We start from the raw sequence: 13236 nt of genomic DNA, 5'->3' as shown, positions 1-13236 counted from the left end.
AGAAGAAACAAAACGGTCAGCGAACCGTCGCGAAACGGAAATCCGCCGCTGCTACGCAGCAAGCGTTGCGGGGCAGGAACGATCCCTCCCCCTTTCCCCGGATTCCCGCCCCAGATTCCCACCAAGGAGAAACGACCATGTCACCCTGGTCCCGCGCGTCGCTGATGGCGTCCGCCGCCCTCATCATCCTGCCGGGTAGCGCCATGGCGGAAGGCGATCATTTCCGCCGCCTGTCGACGTTGCCCGTCTTCCAGAACCTGCCGGAAGGGACGGATCCGGCGATACAGACGGTGGCGGAGATCGTCTCGGCGACCGAGGACGGCATGATGCTGGTCTATACCGACAGCCCGGGCGAGCAGATCGGGTTCATCGACATCGCCGATCCCGCAGCGCCGCGGCCGGCCGGCGTGCTGGCGCTGGAGGGAGAGCCGACCTCCGTCACCGTCAAGGGCGGCCATGTCTTCGCGGCGGTCAACACGTCGGAGAGTTTCACCGACCCGTCCGGCCATGTCGCGGTCATCGATCCGGAGAGCCGGCAGATCGTCGCCCGTTGCGATGTCGGCGGCCAGCCGGACAGCATCGCCGCCAGCCCGGATGGCGCCTATCTGGCGGTGGTGATCGAGAACGAGCGGGACGAGGAGCTGAATGAAGGCGTCATCCCGCAGATGCCGCCGGGCGGCCTCGCCATCCTGGATCTGGGCGCGGACGGGCTGCCGGCCGATTGTGATGCGCCGCGCATGGTCGATATGACCGGGCTGGCGTCCGTCGCGGGCGACGATCCGGAGCCGGAATTCGTCGACATCAACGAAGACAATCTCGCCATCGTGACCTTGCAGGAGAACAACCATCTGACGCTGGTCGATCTGGCGACGGGCGAGGTGACGGACCATTTTCCGGCCGGAAGCGCGAGCCTTGAGGCCATCGACATCGAGGATGACGGCATCGTTCGGGGCAACGGCTCCCTCCAGGACGTTCCCCGCGAGCCGGACGCCGTGGCATGGCTGGACGAAACCCGCTTCGTCACCGCCAACGAGGGCGATTATGAGGGCGGATCGCGCGGCTTCACCATCTTCGACCGGACGGGCGAGGCGCTTTATGACAGCGGCGCGCTGATGGAGCATATCGGCATGCGTCACGGCCACTACCCAGAGGGTCGCGCCGACAACAAGGGCGTGGAGCCTGAAGGGGTGGAGTTCGGCCGGTTCGGCGACCAGGGCCTGTTCTTCGTGAATTCCGAACGCGGGAACTTCGTCGCGGTCTTCGAGGATACGGGCGGGGAGCCGGAATTCGTCGATTTCCTGCCGACCGCCATCGGCCCCGAAGGCGTGCTGGCGATCCCCGAGCGGAACCTGTTCGTCGTGGCGACCGAGGAGGATTCCGCCGAGGACGGCTTCCGCGCCACAGTCAGCCTTTATGCCCGAGACGCCGCCGGACCTTCCTTCCCGGCGGTCGTTTCGGAGGACGACCCGGCGACCGGCGCGCCGATCGGCTGGGGCGCTCTTTCCGCCCTGGCGGCCGATCCCGAGGACCCCGCCATCGTCTGGGCGGCCAGCGACAGCGTCTACGCCTCGTCCCGCATCTACCGGATGGACGTGTCCGCCGTCCCGGCGCGGATCACCGACTATGTCGAGCTGACGAAAGATGGAGAGCGCGCCGCCTACGATCTTGAAGGCATCGCCCTGCGCCAGGGCGGCGGGTTCTGGGCCGTTTCGGAAGGCGCTCCGGAGGACGGGCTGCCGAACCTGCTGCTGGCGGTCGCCGAGGATGGCGCGGTGGAGCAGGAGATAGCACTGCCGGAGAGCGTGGCCGCCGGGGCGCGGAAGCACGGCTTCGAAGGCGTGGCGAGCTGGATCGAGGACGGGACGGAACGCGTCGTCGTGGCCTTCCAGCGCGAATGGGACGGCGATCCCGAAGGACAGGCGAAGCTGGGCTTCTATGCGCCGGAGACCGACGAATGGATCTTCGCCCGCTATCCGCTCGAAGCGCCGTCCTCCGCCAATGGCGGTTGGGTCGGCCTGTCGGAGATCACCCATCTGGGCGGCCGGCGGTTCGCGCTGATCGAACGCGACAACCAGCCCGGCCCGCACGGCGCATTCAAGGTCGTCACGGCGATCTCGCTGGATGGCGTCACGCCCGCCCCGGCCGGCGGCGACCTGCCGCTGGTGGAGAAGACCATCGTCGCCGACCTGCTGCCGGCGATGCGCGAAGGCAGCGGCTGGATCTCCGACAAGCCCGAAGGATTGACTGTGACGGCCGACGGCCGGATGCTGGTCGTCATCGACAATGACGGGGTGGACGATTCCACCGGCGAAACCCAGCTTCTGCGCCTGGGCGCGGTGGATGAGTTGGTGAACTAACCAAAAAACCCCCTCACCCTCCCGCTTCGCGGGGCCCTCCCTCTCCCGCAAGCGGGAGAGGGTAAGAAAAGCCCTCTCCCCGCCGGGGAGAGGGTTGGGTGAGGGGTCGGTTGGTTCTCAGGTATCCAGGAAGCTGCGGAGCTTGCGGCTTCGGCTGGGGTGTTTCAGCTTGCGGAGCGCCTTGGCCTCGATCTGGCGGATACGCTCGCGGGTCACGCTGAACTGTTGGCCCACTTCCTCCAGCGTATGGTCGGTGTTCATGCCGATGCCGAAGCGCATCCGCAGCACCCGCTCCTCACGGGCCGTCAGGCTGGCCAGCACGCGGGTCGTCGTCTCCCGCAGATTCGCCTGGATGGCGGCGTCGAGCGGCTGGACAGCGTTCTTGTCCTCGATGAAATCACCCAGATGGCTGTCCTCCTCGTCGCCGATCGGCGTTTCGAGGGAGATCGGCTCCTTGGCGATCTTCAGGACCTTGCGAACCTTCTCCAGCGGCATCATCAGCCGCTCGGCAAGCTCTTCCGGCGTCGGCTCGCGGCCGATCTCATGCAGCATCTGCCGGCTGGTGCGGACCAGCTTGTTGATCGTCTCGATCATATGGACCGGGATGCGGATGGTCCGTGCCTGGTCGGCGATCGAGCGGGTGATCGCCTGCCGGATCCACCAGGTGGCGTAGGTCGAGAATTTGTAGCCGCGGCGGTATTCGAACTTATCGACCGCCTTCATCAGGCCGATATTGCCTTCCTGGATCAGATCCAGGAACTGCAGGCCGCGATTTGTGTACTTCTTGGCGATCGAGATCACGAGCCGGAGATTGGCCTCGACCATCTCCTTCTTCGCGCGCCCGGCCTCCTTCTCGCCCTTCTGGACGGTGGAGACGATGCGCCGGAACTCCGTGATCGGCACCCCCGCCTCGTCCGCGATCTCCGCGATCGAGGAGCGGACGCCTTGCGCCGCCTCGCCGTTGCGCTCCACGAACCGGCCCCATTTGGTCGACAGGCCGCCGACCCGCTCCAGCCAGTTCGGATCCAGCTCATGGCCGAAATAGTTCCGGAGGAATTCCTCCCGGGGCACCCGCGTCTCAAGCACCAGCCGCATCAGCCGGCCTTCATGGCCGATCAGCGTGCGGTTGAGCGCATAGAGCTGGTCGACAAGCTGTTCGATCCGGCTGTTGTTCAGCCGCACCTTCTCCATTAGCTCAACCAGCTCGCGCTTCAGCTTGTCGTACTTGGTGTCGGACTGCCTGGTCGGCGCATCGCCTTTCTGGATCAGCGTCAGCCGCTGCTCCTGGACCTTCGCCAGCTTGCCGTAGGTCTGCTCGATCTGGTCGAACGTCTCCAGGACCTGGGGCTTCAGCGCCTCCTCCATGGCCGAGAGGGACATGGAGTTGTCGTCCTCGTCGCCCTCGGCGTCGCCATTCTCGCCCTTCGCCTCCTCGGATTCATTCTCCTCCTTCTCGGCCTCCTCGCCCTCGGCGGTTTCGTCGGAGGATTCCTCGTCGGAGGATTCGGCGTCGGGGCCGGCGCCGTAGGTGGCGTCCAGGTCGATGATGTCGCGGAGGAGGAGCTTCCCGTCCTTCAGGGAATTGTGCCAGTCGATGATGGCGCGGATGGTCAGCGGGCTTTCGCAGATGCCGCCGATCATCATCTCGCGGCCTGCCTCGATCCGCTTGGCGATGGCGATCTCGCCCTCGCGGCTCAGCAGTTCGACCGACCCCATCTCGCGCAGATACATGCGCACGGGATCGTCGGTCCGGCCGATATCCTCATCGTCCAGATTGCCGGCCGCGCGCGGCTCGCCATCCTTGTCGGCTTCCGGCTGGGCTACGTCCTCGTTCTCCTCATTCTCGACAACGTTGACGCCCATCTCAGACAGGGCGGCCATCACGTCCTCGATCTGCTCCGAAGAAGTCTGGTCGGGCGGCAGGACGCCGTTCAGCTCATCATAGGTGATGTAGCCGCGTTCCTTGCCCTTCGCGATGACCTTCTTCAGCGCCTGGCCGATATTGTCCAGCAGCGGACCCTCGCTGCCTTCTTCGCGGTTTTCCGTCGTCTCGGCGGTATTGGATGCCTTCGTCGCCATCAGAGACCCATGCCCTTGTATCAGTTCGGAGACCGATGCGCCGCGCACACCCTTGCGCTTCAAAACGGTCCCGCGCTTCGGAAACGGTAAAGCGACGGTCCCGGACAAACCCGTCTTAAAGGTCAGTCCAGCCCGTCCCATCCCGCCATTCTCTACCGGCGACACCGGTGGCGAGACGCGCCCGCCTCACCGATAGCCCATGTCGCCGTCGCCGCTCTCTTCCCGCTCCGCCTGAAGCCTCAGCGCACGAAAGCGCGCGAGATTAGCTTCTGTCGGCTCGGCAGCCAAGGCCCGCGACGCTTCCTTCAACTCGTCGCGCATGCGGCGGGTCGCCCATTGACGCCACAGATGGCGGCAACCGTCACGCGCGCCGTCCTCCGACGCATCAGCCCGCGCGAACGGCGCCCTGGTGAAAAGACGCTGATTCAGAAGCCGTTGCAAGGCGGGGGCGTGACCGGTTTGGGAAAGGTGGAGGCGCACCCCTTCCGAATCAAGGCCCGGCGGGACGCATAACCGTTCCAGCGTCGCCCGCTTCAGCGCATCCAGCTTCGCATCGGCGAAGGCGATCATCCCCAGATGCTCGTCCAGCTCGTCGAACAGGGCGGGATGGTGCAGCAGGGCCGCGAGCAGCACCGACGGCACGAAATCGGCGTCGCGGCGGGCGCCGATGCCGGTGGGCCTGGGGCCCGGCGGCGGTTCGTTCCCACGGCGGCGGCCGTTCCAGGCCCGGCCTTCGCCGGCCGTCTGACGGCGGCGCGGGAACGTCTCCTCCAGCCGGTCGCGGAAATGGCGGAAATAATAATCCTGGACCGCCCGGTCCTCGATCCGCCGCGCCTGGGCGTCCAGCGCCGCCTGAAGGCCGGCGCGCCCTTCCGGCGCATCCAGCCGGTGGTCGGCGACCTCATGGTCGAACACCACCTGGGAAAGCGGCTGGGAGGCTTCCAGGACCGAGCGCATGGCCGGCATCCCGCCGGCGGCGATCAGGCTGTCGGGATCCTCCCCCTCCGGCAGGAAGGCGACGCGGACGGAATGGTCGGGCTTGAGCAGCGGCAGCACCCGGTCGACCGCCCGCCAGGCAGCGCGCTTGCCGGCCCCGTCGCCGTCGAAACAAAGGACCGGCTCCCGCGCGACCTTCCACAGCTCCTGGGCCTGCGCCTCCGTCAGCGCGGTGCCCAGCGGCGCGACCGCCGCCTCGAAACCCGCGCGGACCAGCGCGATCACGTCCATATAGCCTTCGGCGACCACGACGGCATGGCCCTGCCCCGCCGCCTGCCGGGCGCGGGAGAGGCCGTAGAGCAACTGGCCCTTGTGAAAAAGCGGCCCGTCCGGGCTGTTGACGTATTTCGGCCCTTCGCCTTCCAGCAGGCGCGCACCGAACGCCACCACCCGGCCGCGCGAATCGGCAACGGGGAAGATCACGCGGTTCCGGAAGAAGGCGTAAGGCGCGCGGCCGTCGTCCGGCCGGCGGGCGAGGCCAACTTCCAGGATGTCGGCCTCCTCGAACCCCTCCGCCTTCAGATGCGCCAGCAGCGCCTGAGCGTCGGCGGGGGCGTAGCCTAGTCGGAACCGGGCGATCGTCTCCCCATCCAGCCCGCGTCGGGTGAAATAGTCCCGCGCCGCGCGGCCGGCCGGGGCGGCAAGCTGGGATTCGAAGAAGCGCCCGGCGGCTTCTGTAAGGTCGTAGAGGCTCTTCCGCTTCTCGTAGCGCTGCCGGTCCTCCGGCGTCGCCTGCGGCACCTCCAGCCCGACCTGGCCTGCAAGCTGCTCCACCGCCTCCATGAAGCCCAGCCGGTCATGCTGCATCAGGAAGCCGATGGCGTCGCCATGGGCGCCGCAGCCAAAGCAATGGAAGAAGCCCTTCTGATCGTTGACCGTGAAGCTGGGCGACTTCTCATTGTGGAACGGGCACAGGCCCTTCCACTCCCGGTTCGACCGGACCAGCCGCATCCGCTTCCCGATCAGGTCGGAGAGCGCGACGCGCGCCCGAAGCTCGTCCAGGAATTGCGGAGGCAACGACATGGGAGGGTTCTAATCGATAGCGGGAGCTTATCCCAGCGTCGCCTTCACCAGCCCGCTCGCCTTGCCGAAATCCATCCGGCCGGCATAGCGGGAGCGCAGCTCCGTCATGGTGCGGCCCATATCCTTGATGCCGGCGGCCCCGATCTCCGCGATGACCGCGTCGACGGCCTGCCGCGTCTCATCCTCGGACATCTGGCGGGGCAGGAACTTCTCGATCACCGCGATCTCCTCGGTCTCCTGCTCCGCCAGGTCGAGCCGACCGCCCTGTTCATAGAGCACGATGGATTCCCGCCGCTGCTTGATCATGGTCTGCAGCAGGGACAGGATCTCCGTATCGTCGATCCCTTCGGTGTTGCCGCGTCCGCGCGCCGCGATGTCCCGGTCCTTCAGCGCCGCCAGGATCAGCCGCAGGGTCGAGGTCGCGACGCCGTCCCTTTCCTTCATCGCGGTCTTGAGCGCCTCATTGAGTTGGGACCGGATCATGGGCGAGTCTCCTAAGGATGAAATGCGGCTGGACGGCCGGCCGCGATTGGCGCGGGGCCGGGGCCGTAGCCGGTGATTGCCTCCCGGCCGACGCCGGGCAGCCATGAGCCAGGGCTCTGGCGTCGCGCGTCGATCCGTGCTTTATCACGCGCCCGGCAAATGTACAGTTCTTCCATTCGAGGGCAAGCCGCGATGAGCGAGCCAAAAACCTCTTCCAACCCCGCGCCCGAAGGCGCGACGGGCGCGCTGGTCCTGGCCGACGGCACGGTGCTCTGGGGCCGCGGAGTCGGGGCCGCCGGAGACGCGGTCGGCGAGGTCTGCTTCAACACTTCCATGACCGGCTATCAGGAATCGCTGACCGATCCGTCCTTCGCCGGCCAGATCATCACCTTCACCTTCCCCCATATCGGCAATGTCGGCGCCAATGTGGAGGATTCGGAAACGACGACGCCGGCCGCGCGCGGCGTGGTGCTGCGGGCCGACATCACCGATCCGGCCAACTGGCGCGCCACCCGGTCCTTCGACGACTGGCTGAAGGCCAACGGCATGGTCGGGATCGCCGGCGTGGACACGCGCAAGCTGACCCGCCGCATCCGCGATCTGGGCGCGCCCAACGGCGTCATCGCCCATGCGCCCGACGGAAGGTTCGACATCGACGCGCTGCGCCGGAAGGCGGAAGGCTGGCCGGGGCTGGAGGGCATGGATCTGGCAAAGGAGGTCTCCTGCCGCCAGACCTACAAATGGGACGAGACCCGCTGGGCGCTGGAGACGGGCTATGGCCGCCAGGAAGCGCCGACGCGGAAGGTCGTCGCCATCGATTACGGCGCCAAGCGCAACATCCTGCGCTGCCTGGCATCGGCGGGATGCGAGGTGACGGTCGTGCCGGCGACCGCGACGGCCGAGGACGTGCTGCGCCACGACCCGGACGGAATCTTCCTGTCCAACGGGCCGGGCGATCCGGCGGCGACCGGCGAATACGCGGTGCCGACACTCAAGGCGCTGATCGACAGCGGCAAGCCGATCTTCGGCATCTGCCTGGGCCACCAGCTCCTGTCCATCGCGCTGGGCGGGCGGACGGGCAAGATGACGCGCGGCCATCGCGGCGCGAACCATCCGGTCAAGGATCTCGCCACCGGAAAGGTGGAGATCACCAGCCAGAACCATGGCTTCGCCGTGCTGCCCGAAAGCCTGCCGGAGGGGGTCGAGGTGACCCATGTCTCCCTGTTCGACGGCACGAACGAGGGCGTCAGGGTGAAGGACCGGCCGATCTTCTCCGTCCAGTACCACCCGGAAGCCAGCCCCGGCCCGCAGGACAGCCATTACCTGTTCGAGCGGTTCACCGACCTGATCGATTCCGGCCGCTGAGAGCGGAGGCCGGATGCCGCCGCCTCCCCCGCCCCTGCTGACCGGACAGCGCGTCACGGTCGCCCTGGCGCGGGAGAGCGACGCCACGGCGCTGCTGGCCTTCCAGCGGCGCAACCGGGATCATCTCGCTCCCTGGTCGCCGCCGGTGTCCGACGCGTTCTACACCCTCTCCTACTGGCGGCAATGGACCGGCGCGGCGCGGGCGCTCTACGACCGGGAGCAGGCGGCCCGGCTGGTGATCCGGCCCATCAATGAAGACGGGGAGCAGCCGCCGGCCGTCATCGGCCAGGTCAATTTCTCCAACATCATCCGCGGGCCCTTCCAGGCCGCCTATCTGGGCTACCACCTGGACGGCGAGCGGCAGGGCGAGGGGTTGATGGTCGAGGCCCTGCGGCTTTCGATCGGCTTCATGTTCGCGGAGTTCGGCCTGCACCGGATCATGGCGAACCACATGCCGGAGAACGCCCGCAGCGCGAGGGTGCTGGAGAAGCTGGGCTTCGAGCGCGAGGGCTTCGCCCGCGACTACCTGTTCATAGACGGCGCGTGGCGCGACCATGTGCTGACCGCCCTGACCAACCCGGACGCCCCGACGCCCAGGCCGGCCGAGCCCGCGACGGCGGCAAGACGGCTGCCGGTATTGCGGCGGCTGCGGTAGACGGAGCAGACGCCTGCCACCGCCGGTGCAACGGCGAAGGCCTATGGATTCTGGATCAAGTCCAGAATGACCAATAAAAACAATGTCATGCTGGAGGGCGCGACCGAAGCCCCTCACCCAACCCTCTCCCCTGAGGGGCGAGGGCTACCAACTTCACCCTCGCCCCTCAGGGGAGAGGGAGGGACCCGCGAAGCGGGAGGGTGAGGGGTGGTTTTTTCTTATGTGGGCTTTTGTAGGCTTTTGTCGGCTTGGGCCAGATTATCGCAGGAATATTATCCTGTTAGAGCCGCGCTGTCACGCTCTTGGTTAGCCCCCTACGCGCCGTCCTCCATCACCATCAGGGCGGCGTTGCCGCCGGCGGCGGTGGTGTCGATGGAGAGGGAGCGTTCGGTCGCGAAGCGGTGGAGGTAGTGGGGGCCGCCGGCTTTCGGGCCGGTGCCGGACAGGCCTTCGCCGCCGAAGGGCTGGACGCCGACGATCGCGCCGATCTGGTTGCGGTTGACATAGATGTTGCCGACCCGCGCCCGGTCCAGGATGTGCCTGATCGTCCCGTCGATGCGGCTGTGGATGCCCAGCGTGAGGCCGTAGCCGGTGGCGTTGATGCTGTCGATCACCGCATCCAGCCTGTCGCCCTTGAACCGGATGACGTGGAGGACCGGGCCGAACACCTCCCGCTCCAGCACATCCAGCCCGTCGATGGCGTAGGCCACGGGCGCGAAGAAGGTCCCGTTCTCCAGCCCTTCCGGCAGCGGCGTCCGGGCGATCAGCCTCCCCTCCTTCTCCATCCGGGCGGCATGGTCGCGGAGCATCTTAAGCGCGTCATCGTCGATGACGGGGCCGATGTCGGTCTTCAGCAGCCCCGGATCGCCCATGCGGAGTTCCGCCATCGCGCCGGCCAGCATCTTTTCCAGCCCGTCGGCCACATCCTCCTGCACGAACAGCACCCGAAGGGCGGAGCAGCGCTGACCCGCGCTCTGGAACCCCGAGGCCAGCACGTCGCGGACCACCTGTTCGGGGAGGGCGGAACTGTCCACGATCATGGCGTTCTGGCCGCCCGTCTCCGCGATCAGCGGCACGATGGGGCCCTGCTTCTCCGCCAGCGTCCGGTGGATCGCCTGGGCCGTCTCCGTCGAGCCGGTAAAGGCGACACCGCCGATGCGGGGGTCGGCGACCAGCGCCGCGCCGACCGTCGCGCCGTCGCCCGGCAGCAGATGGAGCACGTCCGCCGGCACGCCGGCCTCATGCAGCAGCCGCACCGCCTCCGCCGCGATCAGCGGCGTCTGTTCGGCCGGTTTCGCGATGACGGCGTTGCCGGCGGCCAGCGCGGCGGAGACCTGGCCGGTGAAGATGGCCAGCGGGAAGTTCCACGGGCTGATGCAGACGAAGACGCCCCGCCCGTGCAGCGAAAGTTCGTTCCGCTCCCCCGTCGGGCCGGGCAGGGTCTCCGGCTCCGCGAAATCCCGCCGCGCCATCATCGCGTAATAGCGCAGGAAATCGACCGCCTCCCGCACCTCCGCGACGGCGTCGGGGGCGGTCTTCCCGGCTTCCCTGACCGCAAGTGCCATCAGGTCGGCCATATGCGTCTCATAGAGATCGGCCGCGCGCTCCAGCATTTCCGCACGGCGGGAAGCAGGCGTCGAATCCCAGCCCGGCTGCGCGGCCAGCGCCGCGCCGACCGCCCGGCCGGCATCTTCCGCCGAGGCTTCCGCGACCGCGCCGACGATGCGGCGGCGGTCGGACGGATCAGCGACGGGTCTTTCCTTGCCCACCTTGCCGGCCTTCCATGTCCGGCCGGCGGCCTTCGACATGGCCGCGTCAAGCGGCGCGAGGGTCGCCGGGTCGTTGAGGTCGATCCCCCGGGAATTCCGGCGGGCCGCGCCGTAGAGGTCCGGCGGCAGCGGAATCTTCGGATGGGGTTTCGCCTTCAGTTGCGCCGCCTCCACCGCCGGATCGGCGACAATGGCGTCGACCGGCAGGGTGTCGTCGGAAATGCGGTTGACGAAAGAGGTGTTGGCCCCGTTCTCCAGCAGCCGGCGCACCAGATAGGCCAGAAGCTCCTCATGGCTGCCGACCGGGGCGTAGATGCGGCAGGGCTGGCCGAGCCCGTCGCGGCTCACCACCCGGTCGTGGAGCGGTTCTCCCATGCCGTGCAGGCGCTGGAATTCGAACTGCCGGTTGTCGCCGGCAAAGGCCATCACGGCGGCGACGGTATGGGCGTTGTGGGTGGCGAAGGCGGGATAGAAGGCGTCCGGCGCTGACAGCAGCCTGCGGGCGCAGGCCAGGTAGGAGACGTCGGTCGAGACCTTGCGGGTGAAGACCGGATAGCCCTCCACGCCCGACACCTGGGCGAGCTTGACCTCGGTATCCCAATAGGCGCCCTTGACCAGCCGGACCATCAGCCGGCGGCCATCGGCGCGCGCCCGTTCGGCCAGCCAGTCGATCAACGGCAGGGCGCGCTTCTGGTAGGCCTGGATGGCAAGGCCGAAGCCCTCCCAGCCCTTCAGCACCGGATCGGCGGAGATGGCGGCGATGACGTCCATGGAAAGGTCCAGCCGGTCGGCCTCCTCCGCATCGACGCAGAGGCCGATATCGGCCTCCGCCGCCAGCAGGCACAGCTTGCGCAGGCGCGGGACCAGCTCCGCCATCACCCGGTCGGTCTGGGCGAACTCATATCGCGGATGCAGGGCCGACAGCTTGACCGAGATGCCGGGCGCCTCGATCGGCCCGCGCCCGGCCGCCGCCGCGCCGATCGCCTTGATCGCCTGGACGTAGGCGTCGAAATAGCGCTCGGCGTCGGCCATGGTCCGTGCCGCTTCCCCCAGCATGTCGTAGGAATGGCGATAGCCGCCCTTCTCCGCCGACCGGGCGCGGTCCAGCGCCTCTTCGATCGTGCGGCCCATGACAAACTGCTTGCCCAGGATGCGCATCGCCCGGGTGACCGACGTGCGGATCACCGGCTCTCCCGACTTGCCGATCATGCGCCTCAGGCCGGCCTGCCAGCTCTTGCCGCCGGTCGCCTCGTCCGGCCCGACGATGCGGCCGGTCAGCATCAGCGCCCAGGTGGAGGCGTTGACGAAGACGCTGTCGGAATTGCCCAGATGGCTTTCCCAGTTCTTGCCGCCGATCTTGTCGCGGATCAGCCGGTCGGCCGTCGCGGCGTCGGGAATGCGCAGCAGCGCCTCCGCCAGACACATCAGCAGGACGCCTTCCTCGGTCGAAAGCTCGTATTCCTGCATGAAGGCGTCGATGCCGCCGGGATTGCGCCGCCCCTTGCGGATCGCGTCGACCAGCCCGCGCGCCGTCTCGTCGATCCGGCGGCGCTCCGCCTCCGTCACCGCCGCCTCGGCGATGCGGGCGTTCACGCATTCCGTCTCGTCCATGCGCAGCGCGGCTCGGACCCTGGCGCGGGCGGGATCGGGGGAGGCGGGCGGCTGTTCGAACAGCATGGTCGGGCTCTCCGGCTGTAGAAAATTCTGCTGGAATATCCTCGATTGCACGAAGATGAAGGTACTGTTCTTGCGGATTCCGTGGCAGAAACTTTTTCCCGATTTCGTTTCCCTAGAGAAAAATCCTGCATGGACTCATCCGCCAGGGCGCTGGACGCTATCGACCGCAAGATCCTCCGCATCCTGCAGGAAGACGGGCGGATCACCAATGTAGACCTTTCGCGCAAGGTCAATCTCAGTCCCACTCCTTGCCTGGAACGGGTCCGCCGGCTGGAGCGGGACGGCTATATCCTCGGCTACCGCGCACGCCTCGATCCCACGAAGCTGGAGGCTGGGCTGCTGATCTTCGCCCAGGTGACGCTGGACCGCACCACGCCCGACGTGTTCGAGCGGTTCAAGCAGGACGTCATGGATGTGCCGCAGGTGCTGGAATGCCATATGGTCGCCGGCGGATTCGATTATCTGATCAAGGTCCGGGTCGCCGACATGGCCGCCTACCGGCTGCTGCTGGGCGATTATCTGGCCAAGCTGCCCGGCATCCTCCAGACCCACACCTACGTCGTGATGGAAGAGGTGAAGGACCAGCCGGGCCTGCCGATCGGGCGATAGGTCCTGGGTCGGCGCGCCACCATCTTCCCGGTCATTCCCGGCTTGACCGGGAATCCAGGTGCCCCGCACTTCGGCCTTCCCCACCCAATGAGAATGCCTCCACCGGCAAGGCGCCTGGATGCCGGATCGTGGTCCGGCATGACGTTGTTTTTGTTGGTCATTCCGGACTTGATGCGGAATCCATAGGGCCTCACCGCTTCGCCGACGGCGAAGAATGGGGTGC

General features: G+C 67.4%; 8 protein-coding genes. 4 read left to right on the top strand and 4 right to left on the bottom strand.

Going from position 1 to position 13236, the window contains the following annotated elements; all coding sequences use genetic code 11:
* Positions 1–137: 137 nt before the first annotated feature.
* The gene (locus AAFN89_RS06485; protein ID WP_347537142.1) at positions 138–2357 is read left to right on the top strand and encodes an esterase-like activity of phytase family protein; all 2220 of its coding nucleotides are present in this window, start codon (positions 138–140) and stop codon (positions 2355–2357) included.
* A 117-nt stretch (positions 2358–2474) separates the two neighbouring features.
* On the opposite strand, the gene rpoD is transcribed toward AAFN89_RS06485, so the two are convergent.
* The 3 genes from rpoD to AAFN89_RS06470 form a co-directional block, all read right to left on the bottom strand.
* Positions 2475–4436 (bottom strand): RNA polymerase sigma factor RpoD, encoded by a 1962-nt coding sequence (rpoD, locus tag AAFN89_RS06480; protein WP_347537140.1) that lies wholly within the window; start codon positions 4434–4436, stop codon positions 2475–2477.
* A 186-nt stretch (positions 4437–4622) separates the two neighbouring features.
* Positions 4623–6455 carry a DNA primase gene (gene dnaG / locus AAFN89_RS06475; protein ID WP_347537138.1) on the bottom strand — a complete coding sequence of 611 codons (1833 nt, stop codon included), beginning with the start codon at positions 6453–6455 and terminating at the stop codon, positions 4623–4625.
* A gap of 27 nt (positions 6456–6482) precedes the next feature.
* Complete coding sequence (locus tag AAFN89_RS06470; protein ID WP_347537136.1) at positions 6483–6938, bottom strand: GatB/YqeY domain-containing protein; 456 nt, start codon at positions 6936–6938, stop codon at positions 6483–6485.
* A 192-nt stretch (positions 6939–7130) separates the two neighbouring features.
* On the opposite strand from AAFN89_RS06470, the gene carA reads away from it, so the two are divergent.
* Both carA and AAFN89_RS06460 read left to right on the top strand, forming a co-directional pair.
* Positions 7131–8303 carry a glutamine-hydrolyzing carbamoyl-phosphate synthase small subunit gene (gene carA / locus AAFN89_RS06465; RefSeq protein WP_347537134.1) on the top strand — a complete coding sequence of 391 codons (1173 nt, stop codon included), beginning with the start codon at positions 7131–7133 and terminating at the stop codon, positions 8301–8303.
* A gap of 13 nt (positions 8304–8316) precedes the next feature.
* Positions 8317–8958, top strand: a complete 642-nt coding sequence (locus AAFN89_RS06460; RefSeq protein ID WP_347537132.1) for a GNAT family N-acetyltransferase — start codon at positions 8317–8319, stop codon at positions 8956–8958.
* A gap of 314 nt (positions 8959–9272) precedes the next feature.
* Here AAFN89_RS06460 and putA read toward each other — a convergent pair whose 3' ends face one another.
* Positions 9273–12404, bottom strand: a complete 3132-nt coding sequence (putA, locus tag AAFN89_RS06455) for a bifunctional proline dehydrogenase/L-glutamate gamma-semialdehyde dehydrogenase PutA (RefSeq protein WP_347537130.1) — start codon at positions 12402–12404, stop codon at positions 9273–9275.
* Positions 12405–12533: 129 nt separating this feature from the next.
* Here putA and AAFN89_RS06450 point away from each other — a divergent pair, with 129 nt between their 5' ends.
* Positions 12534–13013: a winged helix-turn-helix transcriptional regulator gene (locus tag AAFN89_RS06450; RefSeq protein ID WP_347537127.1), complete on the top strand. Its 480-nt coding sequence runs from the start codon at positions 12534–12536 to the stop codon at positions 13011–13013.
* Positions 13014–13236 lie beyond the last annotated feature (223 nt).

This window comes from Inquilinus sp. CAU 1745 (genome assembly GCF_039839375.1).
In the GTDB taxonomy this organism is placed as follows: Bacteria; Pseudomonadota; Alphaproteobacteria; order DSM-16000; family Inquilinaceae; genus JBDOQU01.
Note: the sequence above shows the minus strand (reverse complement) of the source record. Positions and strands in the feature narration are given on the sequence as shown.

Bases quoted from the DNA above. Each gene is read 5' to 3' on its own strand.
- AAFN89_RS06485 (WP_347537142.1), top strand. From the start codon at position 138: ATGTCACCCTGGTCCCGCGCGTCGCTGATGGCGTCCGCCGCCCTCATC.
- rpoD (WP_347537140.1), bottom strand. From the start codon at position 4,436: ATGGCGACGAAGGCATCCAATACCGCCGAGACGACGGAAAACCGCGAA.
- dnaG (WP_347537138.1), bottom strand. From the start codon at position 6,455: ATGTCGTTGCCTCCGCAATTCCTGGACGAGCTTCGGGCGCGCGTCGCG.
- AAFN89_RS06470 (WP_347537136.1), bottom strand. From the start codon at position 6,938: ATGATCCGGTCCCAACTCAATGAGGCGCTCAAGACCGCGATGAAGGAA.
- carA (WP_347537134.1), top strand. From the start codon at position 7,131: ATGAGCGAGCCAAAAACCTCTTCCAACCCCGCGCCCGAAGGCGCGACG.
- AAFN89_RS06460 (WP_347537132.1), top strand. From the start codon at position 8,317: ATGCCGCCGCCTCCCCCGCCCCTGCTGACCGGACAGCGCGTCACGGTC.
- putA (WP_347537130.1), bottom strand. From the start codon at position 12,404: ATGCTGTTCGAACAGCCGCCCGCCTCCCCCGATCCCGCCCGCGCCAGG.
- AAFN89_RS06450 (WP_347537127.1), top strand. From the start codon at position 12,534: ATGGACTCATCCGCCAGGGCGCTGGACGCTATCGACCGCAAGATCCTC.